A 23,378-nucleotide genomic window follows, 5' to 3' on the forward strand; every position below is an offset into this window, starting at 1 on the left:
GCGGCTCAGCAGGACGCGCCGTCGGTGCAGCGCGCCTTGCGCATCTCCGCGGCGAAGGGCGTGGGCTCCAGGAAGCCGGTGATGCGCGGACGCGTAAGCACCTTGCCGTCCTGGGCCACGAAGGCCACCGTCGGCAGACCCTCCACCCCGAAGCGCTCCATCAACGCGTCGAGCGCGTCCTCGCTGTTCGTCGCGTCAATCTTGATGGTGAGGAACTGCCCCTCGGACGACTGCGAGATGACCTCGGCCGCCGGGTACGTCTCGCGGTCCAGTTCCTTGCAGGCCGCGCACCAGTCCGCGAAGAAGTCGATGAGCACCGGGCGCCCGTCCGTCTTCGCCTGGGCCAGCACCTTCTCGAACGCATCCGCGGAGAACGTCGCGTGCTTGGCGGGCATCACGTGGTGCCACTGCCAGGACGGCGCGCGCGGCGGCTCGGCCACACCCAGGCGCACCCACAGCTCGCCCACCGGGCCCGCATCCAGCGCGCCACCGCGAATCACCAGCGCCACCACCACCAGCGCCACGCCGAACGCCTTGAACGAGAACTCCCGCGCGCCCTCCTTGAAGGAGCGGTGCACCGCGCCCACCAGCACGCCCACCACCGCCAGCCCGGCCGCCACGGCCGCGCCCGGCACCCGGCCCAGCTCCGCGCCCAGCATCTTCACCACGCCGCGCGCCCAGGGCGACGCGTCCTTCAGGTAGCTGAAGGCCAGCGCGACGAGGACGATGCCCAGCACGCTCTTCACCCACTCCATCCACACGCCGCTCTTGGGCAGCCGCACCGTGGACACGCCGAGGACGAAGAACGGCACGCCGATGCCCAGCGCGTAGATGAACAGCAACGAAGCGCCCAGCGTCGTGTTCGCCGTCTTCGCCACGAAGGCCAACAGGCCCGTCAGCACCGGACCCGTGCACGGCGCCGCCAGGAACCCGGACACGCTGCCCATCAGGAATGCGCCCGCCACGCCCGCGCCGCCCACCGAGTTCAGCCGCGTCTGGAGGCTCGACGGCAGCGCCAGCTCGAACGCGCCGAACATGGACGAGGCGAGCAGCAGCAGGAACACCGCCAGCCCCGTCACCACCGCCGGGTGCCCCAGCATCGAACCGAACGCCTGCCCCGTCTTCGCCGCGAGGATGCCCAGCGCGCTGAACACCACCCCCATGCCGACGATGTAGGACGTGGTGAGCAGCAGCGCCTTGCCCCGGCTGTCCGCCTTGCGGGCGCCGAAGACGGACACCGTAATCGGGATGAGCGGGTAGACGCAGGGCGTCAGCGCGGTGAGCAGACCGCCGCCGAAGACGACGGCCGCGCCCACGAAGAGGCTGCCGGATTCGAGGAAACGCGCCGCGTCGAGCTCCGTGCTCGGCCCGGTGGGCAGCAGCCACGGCACCACGGCCACCGCCACGCCGGCCAGCACGGCCATCAATCCCAGCTTCTTGGCATTCATGCGCGCTTCACTCCGTCTTCCCGAAAGGGCCTGCCTTGTATACGCAGGCCCCGGTCAGCGGGCTACTGCGCCGTGGGGGCAAGCGAGGAAGCGGGCACCTTCAAGCCCGCGGAGCGCGCCAGCCCCATGACGCCCTCCACCGCGGCGGCGATGTAACCAAAGGGATTCGCTCCATCCACCGCCGTGACGTGAACCTCGCCCATTTTCTGCTGGAAGGCCGCCGCCACCAGCGGGAGCTGCTGCGCGAGCGTCATCTGGATGACCTCCGGACTGATGGTGTTCTCGATGTCGCGCAGCGCGCGGGCTCGCGACAGCTCCAGCCCCTGGCGCGCGTTCTCCCGTCGCACCTCCAGTTCGGCGATGGCGACCTCCGCCTCGGCGATGGAGCGCCGGGACTGCACCACCTGGAGCTGGGCCTTGAGCTTCTCCACTTCCTGGAGTTGCTCGGCCAGCTGTCCCTCGTGACTCGCCGCCGTCTGCTCCTGTTCGCGGCGCAGCCGCTCCAGCTCCATCTGCGCGCGGGCGTTCTCCGCTTCCTGCTCCCGCTGCAGGCGCACCAGCTCGAACTTCGCCTGCGCGGCCTCGGCCTCCTGCGCCAGCTTCTGCTTCTCCAGCTCCAGCTTCGCGCGGCCCACGTCCGCGTCCTGCTCGCGCTTGAGCGTTTCCAGGGCGATGCGCGCGCGCGCCACCTCGGTTTCCTGCTCGCGCGCCAGCTTCTCCATGTCCACCTGCGCGCGGCTCGTCGCGAGCGCCCGCTCGGAGACAATCTTCGCCTCCGCCAGTCGCGCCTCGGCGTTGAGCGTCTCCAGTTTGGCCTGCTCGTCGGAGACCTGCTTCTTCTGACGGACCTCCTGCTCGGCGGCCAGCTTGGTGAGCGCCACCTCGCGCTCCACGGTGACCTGCTCCTGCTTCAGCGTGCGCTCCTGGGCCAGCTTCGCCTCGGCCACGCGCGCGGCCACCGACAGCGTCTCCAACTGGGATTGTTCGTCCGCCGTCTGCTTGCGCTGGCGGACCTCGTCCTCGGCCTCCAGTCGCTGGAGGTTCAATTGCCGCTCGGCCTCCGTCTCCTCGCGGTGGACGAAGCGCTCCTTGGCCAGCTCCGCTTCGCGCGCCTGCCGCTCCTGCTCGCGACGGAAGCGCGCCTGCATGTTCTCGAAGACGGTGGACGACAGGACGCGCACGTCCTGGATTTCAATCGTGTCCAGCAGCACGCCCCAGCCCGCGTCCACCGAGTCTTCCAGCCGACCCCGGCCCGCGAGCACGGGCCCGATTTCGCGCATCAGCTCCGCGGCGATGCCCTCCTTGCGCCGCGACAGGCACTCCTCGATGGAGAGGTTGGCGACGAGGCGCCGCGCCGCGCCGACGAACATCTCCCGCAAGAGCTCCGCCAGCTTCTCCTGCGCCCGCTCCGGAAAGGAGAAGTTGAGCATGCGGAAGGCCACCAGCGGGTCGGCGATTCGGTACACCGCGAGGCCCGTCACCTGCACGCCCACCTTCTCGCTCGTCACCTGGTCCGCGGTGAACTGGAGCCGCTGGATGCTGGTGGGGACAATCGCCACCGAGTCACCCGGCAGCTTGAAGCAGCTCGCCCCCTGACCGCTGACGTCGCGCACGCGGCCTCGACGCATGTGGACGAGGAACTCGCTGGGCCGCGCGGTGATGAGGCCCCAGCGCTTCACCTTCTCCGGGTCCTCCGCCGGCTTCCCCGCGCGCCAGCCGTCCGAGTACCGGTTGCGCTCCATCCCCCCGGAGCCTCCCTCCACCCGGACCAGCTGCGTCCGACCGGCTTCCGTGGACTCCGCCTGCTCCCTCGACCGGGCCGTCTGCTTCGCGTTCGCGCTCATGCCTGCCTCCTGATGGACCCCCCAGGTTGCAGCCCCCCAGCCAGCGCGGACCCCACGGGAAATCAGACGCTTACAGGCGACAGTAGCCAGGGTACCGCGCCATTTCGGAGCACCCCGCTCCAGGACGGCGCACCTGGGACTGATCCACCCTGGCCCAGCCGTTCCACCGCCGACATCCCCTCCATCCGGCCAGTCCCGGCAGGTCTCTCGTCCGCCTTATGTTCGCTTGACCCGAGGGCACCCGATTTTATAATTGACCAGTCCGGTCCACATTCATGTGTGACGGTGTATGCCCGCCGCAGCGCGCCCCTTGGGTGGCGCCGGGGTGCGGGGGCAGTCGTAAGCCCCTTCAGGAAGGTGTGGGAAGCGATGCTGAAGCTGCCGATCTACATGGACAACCACGCCACCACGCCGCTGGACCCGCGTGTGTTGGAAGTGATGCTCCCGTACCTGCGCGAGGACTTCGGCAACGCGTCCAGCCGCAACCACGTGTTCGGCTGGAAGGCCGAAGCCGCCGTGAAGAAGGCCCGCCAGCAGGTGGCCGAGCTCATCGGCGCGACGGACCAGGAGATTGTCTTCACCTCTGGCGCCACCGAGTCCGACAACCTCGCGATCAAGGGCGTCATCGAGTACTACAAGTCGAAGGGTGACCACATCATCACCCTGAAGACCGAGCACAAGGCCATCCTGGACACCTGCAAGCGCCTGGAGCGCGTGCGCCAGGAGCGGCTGGACGAGCTGAAGCTCCTGCGCCTGGGGCAGCTGGCCGAGCGCGACGTGTCGCCCGAGGACGTGGCGGAGCTGGCCGCGAAGCACGACCTGGAGAACGACGCGACCTACAAGAAGTGGGCGGAGATGCCCACCGGTGGCGCGCGCGTGACGTACCTGGACGTGGAGCAGGACGGCCGGGTGAGCATGGAGAAGCTCGAGGAGGCGATGACGCCGAAGACGGTGCTCGTCTCCATCATGTTCGCCAACAACGAGATTGGCGTGGTGCAGCCCGTCGCGGAGATTGGCGCGCTGTGCCGCAAGAAGGGCATCCTCTTCCACTGCGACGCGGTGCAGGGCATCGGCAAGGTGCCCTTCGACGTGGAGTCGATGAAGGTCGACCTGGCCTCCATCACCTCGCACAAGATGTACGGCCCCAAGGGCATTGGCGCGCTGTACGTGCGCCGCAAGCCGCGCGTGCGCATCGCCCCCCTCATCGACGGTGGCGGCCATGAGCGCGGCATGCGCTCCGGCACGCTGAACGTCGCGGCCATCGTCGGCTTCGGCCACGCGGCGCAGCTTGCCCGCGAGGAGCTGGCCGACGAGGCCGCCCGCATCCTCCGCCTGCGCGAGAAGCTCCGGAAGGGGCTCACCGACGCGCTGGACATGACGGTGCTCAACGGCTCGCTGGAGCACCGGCTGCCGGGCAACCTCAACATCTCCTTCGCCCACGCCGAGGGCGAGTCCCTGATGATGGGCATCAAGGACGTCGCGGTGTCGTCAGGCTCCGCGTGCACGTCCGCCTCGCTGGAGCCCTCCTACGTGCTGCGCGCGCTGGGCGTGGACGAGGAGCTGGCGCACAGCTCCATCCGCTTCGGCCTGGGCCGCTTCACCACCGAGGAGGAGGTCGACTTCGTCGTCAACCTGGTCGTGGACAAGGTCCGCAAGCTGCGCGACATGAGCCCCCTCTACGAGATGGCCAAGGAAGGCATCGACCTCAAGAGCATCGAGTGGACGGCGCATTAGCGCGTCTTTCCAGGCAATCAGCGGGGCGCATGGCCCCTCGACCGGTGGGCATTGCTCCCCGGAACCTTTGGTGAGAAGCATCCGTTGAAGGAGTTGGCATGGCTTACAGCGACAAGGTCATCGACCACTACGAGAACCCCCGCAACGTCGGGACGATGGACAAGGAAGACCCGAACGTGGGCACGGGCCTCGTGGGGGCTCCGGCGTGCGGCGATGTGATGCGCCTGCAGCTGAAGATTTCCGACGACGGGCTCATCGAGGACGCGCGCTTCAAGACGTTCGGCTGCGGGTCCGCCATCGCCTCCTCGTCGCTCGTCACCGAGTGGGTGAAGGGCAAGACGGTGGACCAGGCGATGACCATCTCCAACAAGGACGTGGCCCGGGAGCTGTCGCTGCCGCCGGTGAAGATCCACTGCTCGGTCCTCGCCGAGGACGCCATCAAGGCGGCCATCGAGGACTTCAAGAAGAAGCGCGCCGCGCGCAAGGCCCAGGCATCCTAAGGGCCGTTGGTACGGCGAACTTCACGACTCCAGGAGGCGAAACCATGAGCGAACAGGCGACCCAGCAGACGACGCAGAGCCCGGTGCCTGGCCCCGCGCCCGTGGCCAAGCCCGCTCCCAAGGGCATCGTCGTGGCGGACAGCGCCGTGGCCCGGCTGAAGGAGCTGCTGGAGCAGCGGCAGACGCCCGAGGCGGGCCTGCGGTTGGCCGTGAAGGGCGGCGGGTGCTCGGGCCTCCAGTACTCCATGGAGTGGTCCGAGAAGTCCCGCGAGCGCGACAAGATTTTCGAGCGGGACGGCGTGCGCGTCTTCGTGGACCCGAAGAGCTACCTGTACCTCATTGGCACGGAGCTGGTGTTCGAGCAGACGCTCATGGCCTCCGGCTTCAAGCTGAACAACCCCAACATCAAGGCCGCTTGCGGCTGCGGAGAGAGCTTCTCCGTCTGAGTGGGGACAGTCCCCGTCCCTTCCCTTCCGGAAGGGACACCGTCACGCGGGGTCCGGCCAGCCGCCGGGCCCCTTTCGTTTGTCTGGCCCACACCCCCATGGAGCACACCGAGTGAGGACCCACTTCGACGTCTTCGGGCTGCCGCGCGCCTATGACGTGGACGTGCCCGCGCTGGAGAAGCAGTACCGCGAGCTTTCGCTCCAGCTGCACCCGGACCGCGTGGCCCAGGCCGACGCGCGCGAGCGCCTCAAGGCCCTGGAGGGGACGACTGCCCTCAACGAGGCCTTCAAGACGCTGAAGGACCCGGTGCGCCGCGCCTTCTACCTCCTGAAGTTGCACGGGGTGGACCTGGACCGCGAGGACGCGGGCGCGCAGAAGGACATGCCCCTGGAGTTCCTCGAGGAGGTCATGGAGCTGCGCGAGGCGCTCGACGGGGCCATGGAGAAGAAGGACCTGGCCCGCGTGCAGGCCATGGGCAGCCAGGTGCAGGGCCGGAGCAAGGCGGCGCTCGACGAGGCGGCCGGTGTCCTCAGGGCCCTGGAAGGTGGGGGGCCAGCGGAGGAAGCGCCGGCCCAGGTGAGAAAGGCATCGCACGCGCTGGGGCGGGTGCGCTACTTCACGCGCTTCCTCGAGCAGGTGGACGCGTTCGAGGAGGAAAGTCTGTCGTGAGCAAGAACGGCTACCTGCAGATCCACGACCCGCTGAAGCCCAAGGGCCAGGCCGTGGGCATCGACCTGGGCACCACGCACTCACTCGTCGCCGCGGTGGCGCAGGGCAAGCCCCGCTGCGTCCCGGTGGACGAGGGCGACTCGCTGCTGCTGCCCTCCGTCGTGCACTACGGCAAGGACGGCGGTGTGGTCACCGGCGCGCGCGCGCGCGCCCTGGCTGGCGAGCACCCCACCGACACCATCTCCTCCGTGAAGCGCTTCATGGGGCGCGGCCCCGACGACGCGGAGACGCGCAAGCTGGGGCACTACAAGTTCGCGCCCGGCGCCAACGTCGTGCGCTTCGACGTGGCCGGCGGCAACCCGGTGACGCCCATTGAAGTCTCGGGCGAAATCCTGCGCGCGCTGAAGCGCCGCGCGGAGGCCCACTTCTCCATGAAGGTGGAGCAGGCCGTCATCACCGTGCCGGCGTACTTCGACGACGCCCAGCGCCAGGCCACCAAGGACGCGGGCCGGCTCGCCGGGCTGGAGGTGCTGCGGCTCCTCAATGAGCCGACGGCGGCGGCGCTGGCGTACGGACTCGACAAGGGCAGCCAGGGCACCTTCGCCGTCTACGATTTGGGCGGCGGCACCTTCGACATCTCCATCCTCAAGCTGGTGGACGGTGTGTTCGAGGTGAAGTCCACCGGTGGCGACTCCGCGCTGGGTGGCGACGACTTCGACCGGGCCATTGCGTCACAAGTCTTCCAGGCGCTCGGCATCACCGAGCCCTCCCCTTCCCTCGTGGCCCAGACGCTGGCGGCCTCGCGCAAGGCGAAGGAGGCCCTCACCGACGCGCCCGAGGCGACCGTCACCGTGGGTGGCCAGTCGCACACGGTGAAGCGCGCGGACTTCGACGCGTGGATTCAGCCGCTGGTGAACAAGACGGGGCTCGTGTGCCGTCGGGCGCTGAAGGACGCGGGCGTGGTGGCCGGGGAGCTGGACGGCGTCATCCTCGTCGGCGGCTCCACGCGCGTGCCCGCGGTGCGGCGCTTCGTGGCGGAGATGTTCGGCCGCGAGCCCCTGGGCGACATCGACCCGGACCAGGTGGTGGCGCTGGGCGCGGCGGTGCAGGCGGACCTGCTCACCAACGAGGACCGTCAGGACGAGGTGCTGCTGCTGGACGTGATTCCTCTGTCGCTCGGGTTGGAGACGATGGGCGGCATCACCGAGAAGTTGATTCAGCGCAACTCCACCATCCCCACGGCGGCGGCGCAGGTGTTCACCACGTTCAAGGACGGGCAGACCGGCCTGGACGTGCACGTGGTGCAGGGCGAGCGCGAGCTGGTGGAGGACAACCGCAGCCTCGCGCGCTTCACCCTTTCCGGCATCCCTCCGCTGGCGGCGGGCATGGCGCGCGTGGAAGTGCGCTTCCAGGTGGACGCCGATGGCATCCTCTCCGTCTCCGCGAAGGAGCAGAGCACCGGTGCCGCGCAGTCCATCACCGTCACGCCGAGCCACGGCCTCACGGAGGATGAAATCGAGCGGATGCTGCTCGACTCCATCGAGTACGCCGAGGACGACATCCAGGCCCGGCAGCTGCGCGAACAGCGCGTGGACGCCGAGCGCGTTCTGGCCGAAGCGGACCGGCAGCTGCGCGAGCACGGCGCGCTGGTCCAGGGCGACGAGCGGGCCGCCATCGACGCGGCCCTCGCGAAGGTGCGCGAGACGGCCCAGGGCAACGACTACCTGAAGCTGAAGGAGGCCGTGCACGCGCTGGACGAGACGTGCCGCCCCTTCATCGAGCGGGTGATGAACCAGGCCATCACCCAGGTGGTGGCCGGCCAGTCGGTGGAGGACTACTGACGTGCCCAAGGTGACTTTCAAGAGCCCCCTGGCCGAGGTCAGCGTGGACGTGCCCCCGGGGACCATCCTCCTGGACGCGGCCGAGCAGGGCGGTGCCCAGGTGGGCCATAGCTGTGGCGGTGTCTGCGGCTGCTCCACCTGTCACATCTGGGTGCGCAAGGGCCTCGACTCGCTGAGCGAGCAATCGGACGCGGAGGCGGACCGGCTGGACATGGGGTTCGACGTGCGCCCGTACTCGCGGTTGAGCTGCCAGACGGAGGTCAGCCAGGAGGACGTCACGGTGGAGATCACCGAGGAGTCCCTCACCGCGTTCATGGATGAGAACCCCGTCATCCGCCGCGCCCTCGAAGCCGAGGGGAAATGGCCGCTGAAGAAGTGAGGTTGTTACGTAGTTCTTGACGGCGCGGGGCAGGACTTCTATATGTCCGCCCCATCGCAGCAACGCCGCAGCGCCGCGAGGAACCACCTGCCCAGGTGGTGGAATTGGTAGACACACTAGATTCAGGGTCTAGCGCCTGCAAGGGCATGGAGGTTCGAGTCCTCTCCTGGGCACAAAGTTGAGAAGGGGTCCTGGTTTCAAACCAGGGCCCCTTTTCGCTTTTCAGGGCTCGGATTGCCCCCGCGCGCTCACGGTGGCGCCGGCTCGACGGACTCGTGGGCCACGTGGTGCGCCGCCTCGCGCGCCAGGCTGCCGCCCTTGCGCAAGTCCCTGATTCGAATCTTCCGGACGTAGACGGAGATGGCCCCCACTCCGGCCTGACTGAGCACCGTCCCCAGGTGGGTGAGCGTGGCGAAGGCCGCCGCATCCTCCGGCGAGGCCCCCAGGCTGCGGGCCGCCCAGCTCGTCACGAAGTAGTAGATGCCCATGCCGGCCGGGACACCCGGGAGCGCCTGTCCCAGGGAGATGGCCCCCAGCATCACCGCCCCCGCGAAGAGGCCCCCCTGGATTCCAATGCCGTGCAACGCCAGTCCGTAGGCCAGCGCGGACGCCATCACCGGGCCCACCGAGAAGAAGAGCACCTTGCCCATGCCCCGGAAGGAGCGCGCCGAGCCCAGGCCATCGCTGACGTGGTGGAGGAAGCCCTCCAGGCGCGGGAAGCGGTGACGGCGGTGCAGCGAGTTCGCCAGCGGAGCGGACCAGTGGGCCAGCAGCACGACGAGGGCGACCAATCCCACGCACAGGGACACCGCCACCTTGAGCTGCCCCTGGAAGCGGGAGAGCGTGGCGCCGAAGGGCCCCAAGAGGGAGAGCGTCACCAGCAACATCAACGCGGCGAACTCCATCAGCTTGCAGACGCCGACGGTGCCCAGGCAGCGCAGGAAGGGAATGCGCTCGGTGCGCGACAGGAGGAACGAGCGGAGGATGTCGCCCAGCTTCCCCGGCAGCGCGTTGTGGACGAAGGCGCCAATGGCGACCAGGTGGTAGCGCTCGCGGAAGGGCACTCGCTTGCGCAAGGTGCTCTGCCATTGCACCGCGCGCAGCGGGATGATGGAGGCCTGGAGCAGCACGAAGGGCAACAGCCACACGAGGTGGCCGGGCAGGTCCCTCAGGAACTCGTCCAGGGGGAAGCGCGGCTCGAGCAGGGGCCCCGGGCCTTGAAGGTGCCACCGGAAGAACGCCGTCGAGAGCAGGACGACGGACAGCGCCAGCCCCAGCACGGCGAGCAGCACCTTGGGCGCGCTGACGCCGCGAGCCGAGGGACTGGGCCACCTGCCTGTCGTGGACCGAAAGGGTTTCCGCTTCACTGGACCCACCGCAGTCGGAGCGCGGGCTCCAGGTAGGCTTCCGCGAGCCGCTCGTGCAGGTCCGCGCAGTGGCCCAGGCCGGACAGGTCCACGGGCGCGTTCGCGGGCCAGCACACCAGGCTGTTGGCCTCCGTGCGCGTCAGCCCACCGTGCGAGCCGAACTCCCACGCGAAGCCCACGGTGCCTCCGCGCCGCACCGCCTCACCGAAGAGGACCAGGTCTCCCGCCGTCTTCATCGCCGGCAGGCCCCTGAGGAAGTCCGCCACCGCGCGGCGGCTGTACTCGGGTGCCAGGGGCGCGCGCTCCATTTCATCCGGGCCGTAGACGCCACCGCGCACCACGGCCACCGCGGAGTTCCCCCGGCGCATCGCGACGATGCCGATGTCCGGGCTCCGCGTGGCGCGCGCCAGCACCTCCGGATGCCGCGCCAGCAGCGTCCTCGCCTCCAGCGGCTCGCTCTCGCCGGAGAGATAGACATGGGCGAAGTTGCCGCACTCGACGACGACGGGCTTGAAAGGCGCGCGCGCGACGGTGTCCGGCTCGGGCAGAGAACGTCCCTCACACAGGCCCCGCGCCACGTCGTCGGACAGGGGGACGTGAGCGCCCTCGAACAACATGGACTCCAGTCGCACGCCCTGGCGCTGCTCCAGCGGCAGGCTGTCCACGTGTCCGTGGTCCGAGAGGATGACGACGTCGTAGGGACGCTCCACCGAGCGCGCCATGGCGTAGAGCTCCGAGAGGTACGCATCCACCCGGTGCAGCTCCGCCAGCGCGATCTCCGAGCGCGGCCCTCGGCGGTGGGCCACCTCGTCGTAGTTGCCGAAGACGAGGTAGATGGCGGGCACGCCGCGCACCATGTCCACCAGGGCCTTGGTGTGCGCGAAGCTCCAGCCCAGGCGCTGGAAGAGCACGCGACTGAGCAGGAAGGACTGCTCGTGGCGCCAGTCGTGGAGGGCGCGAGACCAGCGGACCACCTCGCGCGCCGACTGCCACGTGTCCATTCCGAACGAGCGCAGGAAGTCCCACGCGCCCCGCGTGCGACCGGCCGACAAACCCATCAGCTCGTAGGAGAGCGAGCGCGACATCAGCTTGAAGCTGCCCAGCGTGCTCATGCTCAGCGCGTTGTCCGCGCCCGCGCGAAACAGCGAGAAGTACCCGTGGCCACCGCCATCCAGCAGGCTGTCGCGCCCCGCGCCTCGCAACCGTTGATCGATTTCCAGCGCGTCCGAGGGCACGTTCATCTGCACCTTGCGACCCAGCTCCCGGTCGTACCAGGAGTAGGCAGGCAGGTTCGACTCGCGCATGCCGTACAGCAAGCCCGCCTGGAAGTAGGGCGTGGAGGTGGGCGCGCCCCAGAAGGCGTCCTCCAGATGAAACGCCCCCGAGCGGATGAGTCGTGAGAAGAACGGCATCTTCCCGGCGACAATCGCCTCATCCAGCAGGGCCTTAGGCACCCCGTCTAAATGGACAATCAAGAGGTTCCGGCGCCGATGCGCCGCTGCGGGCGGAACTTTCGAGCGCACCCTCCGCGCAAGTCCGTGGGCCCACATCCATGAAGCTGGGGTAATGACTCCACTCACGTTGACGCCTCCCCTCCTTCGGCAGGCAAAATGAGCACTTGGGGGGACGGCCGCCTTCAGTCGAAGGCAGCCCTCCTGGAAAGCAGGCGGGCAGGTAGCGCCGTCCTTCAGTCGGGATGGATCCGACTCAGAGAGGCGTCACCACGGTCCCCATGATCATTCCCGCTGTCCTCCTCGCCCTCCTGAGTGCCGCTCCGGTGACGCCGCCTGCCCGGCCGGCGCCTGGGCTGGCTCCCGCGAAGACGGACTCCGGCTCGGACATCATCGCGCTGCCGATGATGACGTTCAGTTCGGACCACGGCATCAGCTACGGCGCGGTGGGCGGCATCTACCTGTACGGCCCCGGCAAGACGCCGTACGCGCACGGCATCGGCGCGCAGGTGCTCTTCAGCAGCCGAGGCGTGCAGAGCCACTACCTGCGCTACGACGGGCCGCGCCTCATTGGACCGCTTCGCCTGGAGGCCGGGCTCGAGTACCGCAGGGAGCTGCGCAGCCCCTTCTTCGGCGCGGGCAACCAGTCGGCGCCGGACTTCAAGGGTGACCTGGACAACGAGCGCTTCACGTTCGACAAGGGTTCGCCCGGCGCGTGGCTGCGCCTTCGTGGCCGGCCCTTCGGTCCCACGCATCCACTCCAGTCCTACGTGGGCTACGCGTGGCGCAACACGAGCGTGAGCGCGGAAGACCAGTCGATGCTGACGCAGCAGCAACCCATCGGCATCGAGGGTGGCTCCACCGGTCAGCTCCTCGTGGGCGCGCTGTGGGACACACGCGACGACGAGACGGACCCGCTGGAGGGGGGCGTGGAGGAGCTGGCGCTGCGCGTGTCAGGCCAGGCGACGGGCAGCCGCTATCAGTACGTGGGCATCACCTTGAGCGAGCGGCGATACCTGCGGCTGTCGTCACGGCTGACGCTGGCGCAGCGGCTCACGCTGGACATGCTCTTCGGCGACGTGCCGTTCTTCGAGTGGAGCAACACGGGCGGCGTGAATGTGTCGGAGGGCATCGGCGGCATGAGCAGCGTGCGCGGCATCGAGCGCAACCGCTTCTCCGGCAACATCAAGGCGTTCAGCAACACGGAGCTGCGCTTCCAGGCCGCGCAGATGCAGGTGTTCGGCAAGAGCATGAAGGTGGGCGCGGTGATGTTCCTGGACCTGGGGCGCGTGTGGCACCCGGGCGTAACGGACGGAAAGTGGCACGAGTGGCACCCGGGCATCGGCGGCGGCCTGCGCCTCACCCGTCGCGCCGCCGTGGTGCGCATGGACTACGCCCGCTCCACCGAGACCGGCCGCCAGCGCATCTACATCACCTTCGGCCACATGTTCTGAAGGGAGACGAGGCCCCGGGCTCTCTCGTAAGTGAGTGAGTGAGAACCAGGGCCGTCGCGTGACTCAGACGAGCGCGTCCACCCAGGCGCGCAGCCGCGCATCCACCTGCGTCTCACCCCGGACGCCCTGCTCGGCCTCCAGCAGCAGCGTGTGGAAGCCGCGCGACTCCAGTCCCTTGCACAGCTCGGCGCGAGCCTCCGCGTCCGGTGCGAAGAGGATGCAGCCGTCGCCGCCCCCCGCGCCGGACAGCTTGCCCACGCAGCCGTAGGCCGCCGCCATGGACAGCACGCGGCGCATGCCCTCCGTCTCCAGCGGGCCCAGTTCCAACAGCAGCGCGTGCTGCGCCTTCACGGCCTCGGAGAAGCCTCGGAAGTCCCAGCCCGCGAGACCATCTTCCATCACCTGCCCCACCACGTTGGAGCGCTCGACGAAGGCCTGGCGCCCCGCCGCCTCCAGCCGCGCTTCCACCTGGCCAATCAGCACGCGCGTGGACGCGCTCTCACCCGTGAAGGCATACGCCATGGACACCCTGGGCACGGGCAGTCGCCACACGTCCACGGAGGCCGACTCCGTCAGCGCCGCGCTCAGCCGTCCGCCGTTGCTCGCGTCGACCAGGGGCGTCACGTCATAGCGCCGATAGCGCAGCACGCCCCCCGCGAAGCTCGCCGCCACATCCCCGCCGCTGCCCTTGCCGCCCTGCCCCTGCGTGTGCGCCAGCAACGCCAGCTTCAGTGCGTCGTAGCGCTCCTCCAGCACATAACGCGCGCTCTCGGCCGCCAGCACCGTCGCGCACGCGCTGCCGCCCATGCCCAGCTTCTGCCCGTTGGGCCCCACGGCCGAGGGCGCCACCGCGAAGTCGAAGCCCTGGCTCGCGCGGCCGTGCGCTCGGAGCGCCTCGTCCAGCGTGCGCGCCACGAAGGAGAAGCCCGCGGGCACCTCGCGCTCCCAGCGCACGCCCCGAGGCGTCACGCTGCCGCCCAGCGACCCTTCCTCCAGGCAGACATGCACGCGCGCATCCTCGCGCCGCCGCACATAGGCCGCAGTGCGAGGCGCCACCGCGGCCACTCGCGCCACCCCGCCCCACAGCACCGCGTACTCGCCGGAGACGAACAGCTTGCCCGGTGCGGAGAGGGCGCGCTCCATCAGAACAGGTGCTCCTGCTTGAGCACCGCGTCCCCGCCCGGCACGCAGCGAATCACGTCCAGCGCGCCACACGCGCGGGCCAGCGCCTCCGCCGCGACTTCGTTCGCCGCGTCCGTCAGCAGCACCGGGTTGGGGCCCGCGTCCAACGTGAACCAGACCGGGATGCCCTTCTTGCGGTGCTCGCGCAGGTGCTGGATGAGGCCCAGCGTCCCCGCGTTCAGGTAGCAGAGCGGTGGGTCGGCCGCGAGCGACGTGGAATGCATCCGCCACGCGTTGCGCTCACACAACTCCCCCAGCGCCTGCAAATCCCTCCGGGCGATGTGCGCGCGGGCACGCGGCACTTCCTCTTCCGCGTCACGCACCCAGGCCGGGTAGTAGGGGCTGGTCTCCACCGTCTGCTTCATCCCGTCGCGCGACTTCACGTCCTTCTCGCCCCGGTCCAGCACCGCCACCACCATGCGCAGGTCCGGCCAGTGCGCCGCGTCGAAGCGCTGCACCGCGAAGCTGTCGTCTCCGTCCGGGCGCTCGCCGCGCTGCCACTCGCAGAAGCCACCCTCCACGCTGCGACACGCGGAGCCGCTGCCCAGCCGCGCCAGGATGCTCGCCGCCCTCGCGTCGGACGGCAGGCCCGCAGCCGCGCGTCCCGCGACAGCGAGCGCCGCGAAGCCCGCCGCGCTGCTCGCGAGCCCCGCCGCCATGGGGAAGTCTCCGCGCGAGACGACCTTCGCCGGCCCCAGCGCGTCCTTCGTCTGGGCGCGCACCGACTCCAGCAGGCGCAACACGCGCTCGCGCTCGCTGCCCTTGGACGTGTGGCCGTTGATCTCCACCGTGTCAGTCGGGACGCCGAACTCCACCGTCGTCGTCACCGACAGGGGCGACAGCGTCAGCGACAGGCTGGACTGGTGTGGAAGGATGAGCGCGTCGTCCCGCTTCCCCCAGTACTTCACGAGGGCGATGTTGGGATGCGCCAGGGCAGTGGCTTTCATGGGAACACTCACGGCGCTCGCGGACCCGCGAGCTGGCTGCTGAAGCAGCGCACACCGAGTCGGGTGAGCTGGACCACCGCGGCCTCCGGTTCGAGGAACAGACCGACCACGGCCCCACCATCCCCACCCGCTCCGGTGAGCTTGGCGCCCAGCGCCCCCAGGCCACGCAGTCGATACACCATCTCTTCCAGCGGCGGCGAGGACAGGCCCAGCGCCGCCAGCAGGCCCTGGTTGACGTTCATCGCGTCACCCAGCGCCTCCAAGTCTCCGGCTTCCACCGCCTTCGCGCCTTCCGACGCCAGCCGCCCCATCTCCGTGAAGAGCCGCCGGTAGCGCTCGGGCCACCGCGCCTGCCGCTCCCGCAGCGCCGCCACCGTCTTCTTCGTGGGGCTGCGCTCACCCGCCAGCGCCACCACCACCTTGAGCGGACGGGGACTCTCCACCGTCCTGCCGCGCCCCACCGCCGCCGCGTTGGGCGTCCGGCGATAGAGCAACAGCCGCTCCTCCGCGCTGGTGGTGTGGTCCACCCCGGAGGGCGTGCCGTGGAACTCCTGCTCCATCTCCCACGCCACCCGCGCGGCCTCTCGCGGCGTGGCCTCCTTGCCCGCCGCCAGCAGCAACAGCCGCGCGCACGCCACGGACAGCGCGGCGGAGCTGCCCAGTCCCACGGACAGCGGCAGCTCCGGGTCCAACGACACCTTCACCGGAGGCTCGCCCACCAGCTTCGCCGCGCGCGCGAAGGCCAGGGTGAGCAGCGCCCGCTGTCCCCGGCTCAGCGTGGACGGCAGGGAGAGCTGACACTTCTTGGACGGCACGCCGCGAGCCTTCACGCCTTGCGACAGCGGACCCGCCAGCGCGGGATGGCCGTACACGACGCTGTGCTCGCCCAGCAGGATGACCTTGCCGGCGCCGAACGTGGACAGGGAGGACTGGGTGGCCACGGCGCTCAGAGTGTCGTGCCAGTGGCGGCAGCGGCGTCCTCGGCGGACAGGCTGGCGAGAATCTCCCGGGCCTTCTCCACCTTCACGTGGCCCGCCTTCACCAGCAGGTCCGCGAGCTTCTCCACCCAGTCACCGCGCGCGCCCGCCGTCACCGCCACGCAGCGCGCGTGCAGCGCCATGTGGCCCTTCTGGATGCCAATGCTGCCCAGCGCCCGGAGCGCCGCGAAGTTCTGCGCCAGCCCCACCGCCGCGAACACCATGGACAGCTCACGCACGCTCGAGGCGCGCAGGAGCTTCAGCGCCATCTGCACGCCGGGGTGCACCTTGATGGGGCCGCCCACCAGGCCCAGCGCCATGGGCAGCTCGATGCGGCCCACCAGGTGACCTTCCTCCAGGTACCACGTCGACAGCGGGCGGTACTGACCGCCACGGCAGGCGAACGCGTGCGCGCCGGCTTCAATCGCGCGCCAATCCTGCCCCGTGGCGATGGCCACCGAGTCGATGCCGTTCATCACGCCCTTGTTGTGCGTGGCCGCGCGGTACGGGTCCGCCTCCGCGAAGCGGCTGGCCTGGGCGATGCCCTCGGCGATGGTCTCACCGGGCATCTCGAAGTCGGCGAGCATCGCCAGGGGGATGCGGCACGTGGCGCGCGCCAGCCGGCGGTCCGCCAGGTTGGAGAGGATGCGCAGGTACACCTTGCCGCCGGTGATCTGCTCCACGAGCGGTGCCACGCCCTCCGCCACGGTGTTGATGAGGTTGGCCCCCATCGCCTCCTGCGTGTCGATGAGGATGTGCACCACGAGCAGCGGCTCGCCGCGCGGGCCCTCGGGGGCCGGCAACACGCGAACCTCCACGTCCTTCGCGCCGCCACCGCGCGCCACCATCGCGGGATGGAAGCTGTTGGCCAGGGCCAGCAGTTGCTCCTTGTGCGCCAGAATCTTCTGAGTGGCCTCGGTCGGGTCGCCATAGCGCGTCACCTGGACCTGGCCAATCATCATCGACTCGTCGGCCTCGGCGATGAAGCCGCCCGCCTCGCGGACGATCTTCGCGGCGAACGACACCGCCGCAACCACCGACGGCTCCTCCACCGCCATGGGCACCAGGTAGTCGCGCCCGTTGACCTGGAGGTTGAGTCCCAACCCCAGCGGCAGGGAGAAGGTTCCCACCGCGTTTTCGATCATCTGGTTGGCCAGGACCGGCTGCAAAGCCTCCGTGCCGCGAAGCTGCTCCAGGTCCGCGGGCGAAAGCCGCAACATGCGAGCGAGCTGCGCGAGGCGCTCATCCATCGGCAGCTTGTGGAACCCGGAGAGCCGGGACGTCACCGTCTCAGACATGTTGAGTCTTCCCTCTTCCTGCGTCGACGCGCACGGCCGCTATAGCGCCGCAATCCAATCCTTCAACACTCCGGTCACCACCCGCGGCCGCTGCCTCAGCTCAGCGCAGCTTCTGCTTCCCGTGAGCACGAGCGCCTGTCGCAATCCCGACAGGATGACCGCCAGCGCCTGCTCCGCCGCCTCCACCCCACCCGCCTGTTGCGCCCGGAACAGCGGCAGCGCCATTCCGCCCAGGTCCGCGCCCAGCGCGAGCACCTTCGCCACTTCCAGCCCCGTCCTCACCCCGCCGCTGCCGACCAGCCGAGCCTCCGGCCCCACGGCCGCGCGCACCGTCGCCACCGCGGCCGCCGTGGGAATTCCCCACGCGCTGAATTCCGCGCCCACCTGAGCTTGTACGCCCGTGGCCCGAAGTTGTTCCACGCGAACCCACGACGTGCCGCCCAGGCCGGAGACATCCAGGTTCCGGACCCCCAGCGCCACCAGCCGCCGGGCCACATCCGGACCGATGCCACACCCGGTCTCCTTCACGAGCAGCCGGTCGCCGAAGGCCTTCACCAGCGCCCCCACCACGTCGTAGCCGCCCCGGAAGTCCCGGTCGCCCTCGGGCTGGGTCAATTCCTGGCCCGCGTTGAGGTGCAACGCGATGCCGTCCGCGCCGATGTCCTCCATCAACCGCCGAACCCCGTCCACGCCCAGCCGCACCGCCTGATAGAGCCCGATGTTGCCCAGCAACGCCACCGTGGGCGCGACCTGCCGCACCTGGAAGGATGCGGCCCGCGCAACGTCTTCCGACATGGCGCGCTGGCTTCCAACACCAAACGCCAGACCATGTCGCTCAGCGAGCAATGCGAGGTCACGATTGACCGCGCCCGCGCGCTCGGTGCCGCCTGTCATGCCCGTGACGAGCAGCGGGTGGCGCAACTGCTTTCCAAGAAACGGAGTGGACAGGTCCACGTCCTCCACGGCCATCTCTGGCATGGCGCAGTGGACCAGGTGGACGTGCTCCAGGAGGGTGCTGTTTCCGCCCGGCTCGACGTCACCGGTGGCGCACAGGTCGAGGTGAGCGTCTTTGCGCCGCGCTGTGATGTCCTCGACCATGAGAGAAGCAGCCCGTCCCAAGTGCCCGTCAGGGCGTGTAAGTGCCCGATGGCTCGCGGGTTTCCTAGCAAGCGCCGGGGGACGGGCGCAAGCCAAAGGGCCCGAGCGGTCCGCCCTGGTGACTCAATGGACGGCGGACACTGCTGGACGGTATGAGGCCCGCATGAGCGCGCCCGCGTCATCCAAGGTGGTCATCTTCCTGCACAGCGGAGATTACGACCGGGTGCACCAGGGCATGTCCATCGCCGCCGCGGCGACCGCGTCGGGGCGTCGTGCGGAGGTGTATCTCTTCTGGTGGGCACTCGAGCGCTTCTTGCGGGGCGCGCTGGATGAGCCCGACTTCGAGGGCCGCACGGACATCTCTGACCGCTTCGAGTCACGAGGAATGCCCACGCTTCGCGCGCTGCTGGAGCACCTGACGGAGTCCGGGCTGTGCACGCTCGCGGGCTGCACGGGCTCGCTCGGCGCGCTGGGGGGCGAGTCGGAGACCGCGAAGAGTGGCATCGAGCTGTGGCTCGGCTGGAGCGCCATCCTCCAGCGCACCGCCGGCGTGACGGACCGCTTCTACCTCTGACCCTCCCGCGCCCCGGCCATGGTCCTCCGGGGCACCTGGGGTCCTTGCGTCAGTGCGACAGCTTGAAGCCGAGAATCACCGTGCGGGGCGCGTTGGGGCGCGCGCCATAGGGGCGACGGGAGACGATGTCCGCCGAGTCGAACACGTTGCGCGCGCTGAAGTAGAGCTGTCCCCAGCGGGAGAAGTTCCAGTTCGCGTTGACGTCGAACGTGAGCTGGGAGTCCGTCAGCTCGCCGGGCGCCGCCTCACCCTGCCCCGCCTTCTCGCGCATGCTGTCGATGTAGAGCGCGCTCAGGATGACGCCGCCCAGCGCGCCCTCCACGCCCACCGACGCGAAGACCTGGTGCCGGGGCACATAGGGCAGCTCGTCGCCGGCCTTCACGTCGCCGAACTGAGGATCCGCCGAGCGGAAGTCGGTGAGCAGCTCCGTGCGCGTGAAGGTGTAGGAAGCCGAGAGCGGAAACGTCACGCCGCCTCCGGGACGGAACGTCTTCTCCGCGAAGACCTCCAGTCCGTAGATGTGGGCCTGTCCCGCGTCCGTCTGTCGGTCCAGGTCGTCATCCACACAGCCGCTGGAGAAGGTGCAGATGGCGGTGAGGTTCGAGTAGTCGTTGAAGAAGCCGACGACCTCGAAGCGCTCGCCCCGACGCGTCCAGCGGGCGCCCGACTCGTAGTTGATGCTCTTCTCCGGCTTCACCGCGTCGGGCTGGCCCGGTGAGGGCGGCGAGAAGCCCCGATACGCGCCCGCGAAGAGGCCCAGGTTCGGCGTCAGCGCGCCATACGCGCCCAGGCCCGGCATCAACACCTCGAGCGAGCCGTCCGTGTCCTCCCCCGTCATGCGGTCATACGAGCGGGAGCGGATGACCTCCAGGCGAACGCCCGGCGTGAGGACCAGCGGTCCCCAGGCGATGGCATCCGTCACGTGCAGCGCGAGGGCGTGGGTGGCGTCCTTGTTGTCGGCGGTGGTGGCCGTGGGCGCTCCAGCGGAGACGAGCTCGCCGCCCGCCATGCGGTACGCGTCCTCGGTGTGCTTGCGGTCGATGCTGTCGTAGTGGAAGCGCGCGCCGACCTCCAGGCTGTGGCTCAGCGGGCCCGTCGTCGTGGTCCACCGCGCGACGCTCTGGAGGCCCTGCGACACGAAGGTGCGGTCATTGGGGCCGATGAGCAACGTGTCCTGCGTCGACGACGTGTCGAGCTGACCGGTGAGGACGCCGTAGTAGATGGAGTTGCGCGCGCTCGTCGGGTCCGCGAGCACGGTGGCGATGGCCGCGCCGCCAAAGCGGTTCACCTTGCGCCACACGCGCGCGAAGTCGTTGCGGTAGGCCGTGGTGGTGATGGCCAGCGAGCCGGCTTCCAGCACGTGACTGAGGGCCACCTGGGTGCGGTGCCACTTCATCCGGTCCAGCGCGCTGGCGACGTAACGGCGCAGCGGGTTGGCGCGGAAGTCCGCGTCGGACAGGCCCAGGTACGTCTCGTTGGACAGCTCGTCGGAGTAGCCCAGCTTGAGGTTGAGGCTCTGGCGAATCTCCCCCTCGGTCACCAGGCGGTAGCGGGCCTTCGCCATCCACTCGTTGCGCCGGAAGCCCGTGGTGCCTCCACCGTCGAGCTCCTTGAAGCCGTTGCTGCGCAGGTGGATGCCTTCCACCAGGAAGCCCGCGCGCTCGGTGCTCGCGCTGAAGACGCCGTGCGCCTTGCCGTACAGGTAGCCACCTCCGGCGATGTCCAGCCACGCGGACTCCGACGCGGAGATGTCGCGCGTGAGGAACTCGACGGAGCCCGCGACAGTCTGTGGACCATGCTGGATGGCCGAGGGGCCCTTGAGCACGCGCACCGACTGCATGCGGGTGACGAGCGGGAAGAAGTAGGCCGCAGGCGCGGAGTACGGCGCCGGGCCGAAGAGGACACCGTCCTCCAACAGGGTGACCTTCTTGCTGCGGTCCGGATTCACGCCGCGAAGGCCCACGTTCGGCCGAAGCCCGAAGCCGTCCTCGCCACGCGCGTAGACACCGGGCACGCTCATCAGCACCGCACTCGGGTCGTCCTTCTCGTAGCGCTCCAACTGCGCGGGCTTGAGGATGTGGACCGAGCCGCTCGTGCGCGTCTCCGAGGTCCCCACCACCACGCTCTCGAACTTCCGCTGCCCCGCCTCGGGCACCGCGTCCGGCGCGGTGGGCGCCTGCGCGGGCACGCTACCGGCCTGCTCCGGAGCCAGCGGCGCGTCCTCCGGCGCCGAGGGCGTGGCCACCGACTCCGAAGGCACGGGCACGTCGACAAGGGGCTCTGGCTGAGAGGACGTCGATGGAAGAGCGGGCTCTTCGGCAGGTCCAACGGGCGATGGGGCCACCGGAGGAGCCGCCTCTGACGGAGTCGCAGCCTCGCTGGGAGCGACCGGCACGGACTGGGCGGCCGACGACGACACGAACCCCACCATGAGCACCGGAGCCGTCCAGCTCCGCGCCCGCCTCAGCCTGTCCTTGAACCATGCCATCTGCGAAGTACGCCCTTGTCTCGATGATGTGCGGTGGCACTGCGCCAGACGCCAGGAAGCCGGGGTGGCCGGGCCCATGAAGGGACCCGACTCCCCGGCTCCAGGACTGGGTGCTTCGAAACCGTGCTGCTACTACTTGTCGGCCGTGCCCGCGACGACGATCTTCCCGTCGGACTGCACGACGATGCCGCGCACGGCCTCCTCCGTCTTGCCGACGATGAAGTTGTGCTTCACGACGCCGCCCGTGCCGAACGTGGTGTCCAGCGCGCCAGCCGTCGTGTAACGCGCCACCACCATCTTGTTGTCGCCGCCCTCGGTGACGAAGCCCGCCACGTAGACGCGGTTGGACGCGTCGAAGGCCACGGACCAGAAGCGGTCATGGTCCGTCTCGGAGATGGGCGCCGCCTTGAAGACCTCGGTGCCCGAGCCGCCCACCGGGATGATGGCCAGCACGCCGTCGTCATCCTCGCTGCCACCGGCGCGGTAACCGGCCGCCGCCACCCAGTTGCCGTCCGCGGACTTCGCCACGCCGAAGAACGCCTGCTCCGGACGCTCGAAGTCGTACAGCTTGTAGCCCTCCGTGTTGAAGGTCGTGTCGCGGGCGCCGTTCTTGTCCAGCATGAACACCAGGGCGGAGATCTTCTGCGCCACCGGCGTCGCGCTGCCCACCGTGCACACGCGGTCGTCGTTCAGCACCAGCAGGTTGCGGCCGCGGTCGTTGTCGCTGACCAGGTCCAGCAGGGCGATGCCGTTCGACCCCCAATTCAGGTCGCGCTCGCCCGTGGCCGAGTACTTGAAGTTCACCACGTCCACCGTGCCGGAGGACGCGCTGCGGCCGTAGCCGGTGGTGACGTAGCTGCCGTCCCTGAACTGGCCCACCGCGTACGCCTCCGCCATGCCCCACTCGGGGTTGGTGGGGGGGTTGACGGCTCCGAACGGCGCGGAGTTGACCACGCCCTTCCAGCCGAAGGTGGTGTCCGCCTTGCCCGCGTCATCCAGGCGCAGCAGCACGATGCGGTTGGCTGCCTGCGTGCCCGCGCCCGTCGGCTGGCTGGTGTAACCCGACGCGACAATCTTGCCGTCCGCCTGGACGATGCCGTTGCGCGCGCCGTCGCTCAGGTTGGAGACGTTGAGCGTGTACACGCCCTCGGTGCCGAACGTCGTGTCGCGGGCGCCGTTGGCCGAGAAGCGCACCACCACGCGGTCCGCGTCGACGCGGTCACCCTCGCCACGGCGCGAGCCGAAGACGACGAGCCGGTTGGTCCCATCCGCCGCCAGACCCCACACGGCGTCCTTCGTTCCACCCGCCACGGTGCTCAGGTCCACGCGCGTCGTGCCACTGGCGCCGAACGTCGTGTCCAGCGTGCCGTCCGTGTTGAAGCGAGCCAGCGCGATGTCGGCGTCCGACACCGTCGTCACCGGGCCCGCGTCAGGCGTGCCGGAGTCGGGCGTGCCAGAGTCGGGCGTTCCGGAGTCAGGCGTGCCAGAGTCCGGCGTGTTCTGCGGGTCCTTCTCGTCGTCGTCGCCACAGGCGCTGCTGAACACCGCCAGTGCGAGCGAAAGAGCCGCTACGCCCGCGAACGATTTACGCTGCTGCATCCCGCTCTTCATCGTATGCCCCTCTCCCTGCAATATTTCGTAATCTGCTAATGACAATCGTTCTCAAAATCAGGGTGCGGC

At 69.5% G+C, this 23,378-nt stretch carries 19 protein-coding genes and 1 tRNA gene; 9 read left to right on the top strand and 11 right to left on the bottom strand.

The annotated features are described in order from the left end of the window. Positions 1-5: 5 nt before the first annotated feature. Complete coding sequence (locus HUA76_RS33360; protein WP_141644218.1) at positions 6-1,448, bottom strand: protein-disulfide reductase DsbD; 1,443 nt, start codon at positions 1,446-1,448, stop codon at positions 6-8. 62 nt (positions 1,449-1,510) lie between these two features. Further along, positions 1,511-3,292: an SPFH domain-containing protein gene (locus HUA76_RS33365; RefSeq protein ID WP_174463115.1), complete on the bottom strand. Its 1,782-nt coding sequence runs from the start codon at positions 3,290-3,292 to the stop codon at positions 1,511-1,513. 372 nt (positions 3,293-3,664) lie between these two features. Here HUA76_RS33365 and HUA76_RS33370 point away from each other — a divergent pair, with 372 nt between their 5' ends. The 7 genes from HUA76_RS33370 (at position 3,665) to HUA76_RS33400 (ending at position 9,035) form a co-directional block, all read left to right on the top strand. Next, positions 3,665-5,026 (top strand): IscS subfamily cysteine desulfurase, encoded by a 1,362-nt coding sequence (locus HUA76_RS33370; RefSeq protein ID WP_254614657.1) that lies wholly within the window; start codon positions 3,665-3,667, stop codon positions 5,024-5,026. A 98-nt stretch (positions 5,027-5,124) separates the two neighbouring features. Then, positions 5,125-5,526, top strand: coding sequence for a Fe-S cluster assembly scaffold IscU (iscU, locus tag HUA76_RS33375; protein WP_141644221.1), 402 nt, complete (start codon positions 5,125-5,127; stop codon positions 5,524-5,526). Positions 5,527-5,570: 44 nt separating this feature from the next. Continuing rightward, positions 5,571-5,972 carry an iron-sulfur cluster assembly accessory protein gene (locus tag HUA76_RS33380; protein ID WP_141644222.1) on the top strand — a complete coding sequence of 134 codons (402 nt, stop codon included), beginning with the start codon at positions 5,571-5,573 and terminating at the stop codon, positions 5,970-5,972. A gap of 112 nt (positions 5,973-6,084) precedes the next feature. Continuing rightward, positions 6,085-6,642: a Fe-S protein assembly co-chaperone HscB gene (gene hscB, locus HUA76_RS33385; protein WP_174463116.1), complete on the top strand. Its 558-nt coding sequence runs from the start codon at positions 6,085-6,087 to the stop codon at positions 6,640-6,642. After that, entirely contained in the window at positions 6,639-8,483 is a 1,845-nt protein-coding gene (hscA, locus tag HUA76_RS33390; RefSeq protein WP_141644224.1) for a Fe-S protein assembly chaperone HscA, read from the top strand. Before hscB ends, hscA begins: the two co-directional genes overlap by 4 nt. 1 nt (position 8,484) lies before the next feature. Next, entirely contained in the window at positions 8,485-8,862 is a 378-nt protein-coding gene (locus tag HUA76_RS33395) for a 2Fe-2S iron-sulfur cluster-binding protein (protein WP_174453538.1), read from the top strand. An 89-nt stretch (positions 8,863-8,951) separates the two neighbouring features. After that, a tRNA-Leu gene (locus HUA76_RS33400) sits at positions 8,952-9,035 on the top strand. A 75-nt stretch (positions 9,036-9,110) separates the two neighbouring features. Here HUA76_RS33400 and HUA76_RS33405 read toward each other — a convergent pair. Together HUA76_RS33405 and HUA76_RS33410 are read right to left on the bottom strand one after the other, a co-directional pair. Continuing rightward, positions 9,111-10,154, bottom strand: coding sequence for a lysylphosphatidylglycerol synthase transmembrane domain-containing protein (locus HUA76_RS33405; protein ID WP_174463137.1), 1,044 nt, complete (start codon positions 10,152-10,154; stop codon positions 9,111-9,113). Positions 10,155-10,225: 71 nt separating this feature from the next. Further along, positions 10,226-11,779 carry an alkaline phosphatase family protein gene (locus tag HUA76_RS33410; RefSeq protein WP_174463117.1) on the bottom strand — a complete coding sequence of 518 codons (1,554 nt, stop codon included), beginning with the start codon at positions 11,777-11,779 and terminating at the stop codon, positions 10,226-10,228. Between the two features lie 182 nt (positions 11,780-11,961). Here HUA76_RS33410 and HUA76_RS33415 point away from each other — a divergent pair, with 182 nt between their 5' ends. Next, a complete protein-coding gene (locus tag HUA76_RS33415) occupies positions 11,962-13,134 on the top strand; it encodes a BamA/TamA family outer membrane protein (RefSeq protein WP_174453537.1) in 1,173 nt (390 codons plus the stop codon). 63 nt (positions 13,135-13,197) lie between these two features. Here HUA76_RS33415 and HUA76_RS33420 read toward each other — a convergent pair whose 3' ends face one another. The 5 genes from HUA76_RS33420 to fni are packed head-to-tail and all read right to left on the bottom strand — an operon-like array spanning position 13,198 to position 18,636. Then, entirely contained in the window at positions 13,198-14,277 is a 1,080-nt protein-coding gene (locus HUA76_RS33420; RefSeq protein WP_141644227.1) for a mevalonate kinase, read from the bottom strand. After that, positions 14,277-15,263, bottom strand: a complete 987-nt coding sequence (mvaD, locus tag HUA76_RS33425) for a diphosphomevalonate decarboxylase (RefSeq protein ID WP_174453536.1) — start codon at positions 15,261-15,263, stop codon at positions 14,277-14,279. The genes HUA76_RS33420 and mvaD overlap by 1 nt, the downstream gene beginning before the upstream one ends. Before the next feature lie 8 nt (positions 15,264-15,271). Next, the gene (gene mvk, locus HUA76_RS33430; protein WP_141644229.1) at positions 15,272-16,204 is read right to left on the bottom strand and encodes a mevalonate kinase; all 933 of its coding nucleotides are present in this window, start codon (positions 16,202-16,204) and stop codon (positions 15,272-15,274) included. A 5-nt stretch (positions 16,205-16,209) separates the two neighbouring features. After that, a complete protein-coding gene (locus HUA76_RS33435; RefSeq protein WP_141644230.1) occupies positions 16,210-17,538 on the bottom strand; it encodes a hydroxymethylglutaryl-CoA reductase, degradative in 1,329 nt (442 codons plus the stop codon). Positions 17,539-17,577: 39 nt separating this feature from the next. After that, positions 17,578-18,636 (bottom strand): type 2 isopentenyl-diphosphate Delta-isomerase, encoded by a 1,059-nt coding sequence (gene fni / locus HUA76_RS33440; protein WP_174463118.1) that lies wholly within the window; start codon positions 18,634-18,636, stop codon positions 17,578-17,580. Between the two features lie 163 nt (positions 18,637-18,799). On the opposite strand from fni, the gene HUA76_RS33445 reads away from it, so the two are divergent. Beyond that, positions 18,800-19,210, top strand: a complete 411-nt coding sequence (locus tag HUA76_RS33445) for a hypothetical protein (RefSeq protein ID WP_174463119.1) — start codon at positions 18,800-18,802, stop codon at positions 19,208-19,210. Positions 19,211-19,259: 49 nt separating this feature from the next. Here the strand turns inward: HUA76_RS33445 and HUA76_RS33450 are convergent, their stop codons facing one another. Together HUA76_RS33450 and HUA76_RS33455 are read right to left on the bottom strand one after the other, a co-directional pair. Beyond that, the gene (locus tag HUA76_RS33450; RefSeq protein ID WP_174453533.1) at positions 19,260-21,698 is read right to left on the bottom strand and encodes a TonB-dependent receptor domain-containing protein; all 2,439 of its coding nucleotides are present in this window, start codon (positions 21,696-21,698) and stop codon (positions 19,260-19,262) included. A gap of 132 nt (positions 21,699-21,830) precedes the next feature. After that, the gene (locus tag HUA76_RS33455; protein WP_254614644.1) at positions 21,831-23,297 is read right to left on the bottom strand and encodes a hypothetical protein; all 1,467 of its coding nucleotides are present in this window, start codon (positions 23,295-23,297) and stop codon (positions 21,831-21,833) included. Between the last annotated feature and the right edge of the window lie 81 nt (positions 23,298-23,378).

This window comes from Myxococcus sp. CA056 (assembly GCF_013336715.1).
GTDB lineage: Bacteria > Myxococcota > Myxococcia > Myxococcales > Myxococcaceae > Myxococcus > Myxococcus llanfairpwllgwyngyllgogerychwyrndrobwllllantysiliogogogochensis.

Excerpts from the sequence above, each read along its gene's own strand:
- HUA76_RS33360 (WP_141644218.1), bottom strand. The coding sequence starts at position 1,448 with ATGAATGCCAAGAAGCTGGGATTGATGGCCGTGCTGGCCGGCGTGGCG.
- HUA76_RS33365 (WP_174463115.1), bottom strand. The coding sequence starts at position 3,292 with ATGAGCGCGAACGCGAAGCAGACGGCCCGGTCGAGGGAGCAGGCGGAG.
- iscU (WP_141644221.1), top strand. The coding sequence starts at position 5,125 with ATGGCTTACAGCGACAAGGTCATCGACCACTACGAGAACCCCCGCAAC.
- HUA76_RS33380 (WP_141644222.1), top strand. The coding sequence starts at position 5,571 with ATGAGCGAACAGGCGACCCAGCAGACGACGCAGAGCCCGGTGCCTGGC.
- HUA76_RS33410 (WP_174463117.1), bottom strand. The coding sequence starts at position 11,779 with ATGTGGGCCCACGGACTTGCGCGGAGGGTGCGCTCGAAAGTTCCGCCC.
- HUA76_RS33415 (WP_174453537.1), top strand. The coding sequence starts at position 11,962 with ATGATCATTCCCGCTGTCCTCCTCGCCCTCCTGAGTGCCGCTCCGGTG.
- HUA76_RS33420 (WP_141644227.1), bottom strand. The coding sequence starts at position 14,277 with ATGGAGCGCGCCCTCTCCGCACCGGGCAAGCTGTTCGTCTCCGGCGAG.
- mvaD (WP_174453536.1), bottom strand. The coding sequence starts at position 15,263 with ATGAAAGCCACTGCCCTGGCGCATCCCAACATCGCCCTCGTGAAGTAC.
- HUA76_RS33435 (WP_141644230.1), bottom strand. The coding sequence starts at position 17,538 with ATGTCTGAGACGGTGACGTCCCGGCTCTCCGGGTTCCACAAGCTGCCG.
- fni (WP_174463118.1), bottom strand. The coding sequence starts at position 18,636 with ATGGTCGAGGACATCACAGCGCGGCGCAAAGACGCTCACCTCGACCTG.
- HUA76_RS33445 (WP_174463119.1), top strand. The coding sequence starts at position 18,800 with ATGAGCGCGCCCGCGTCATCCAAGGTGGTCATCTTCCTGCACAGCGGA.
- HUA76_RS33450 (WP_174453533.1), bottom strand. The coding sequence starts at position 21,698 with ATGGCATGGTTCAAGGACAGGCTGAGGCGGGCGCGGAGCTGGACGGCT.
- HUA76_RS33455 (WP_254614644.1), bottom strand. The coding sequence starts at position 23,297 with ATGCAGCAGCGTAAATCGTTCGCGGGCGTAGCGGCTCTTTCGCTCGCA.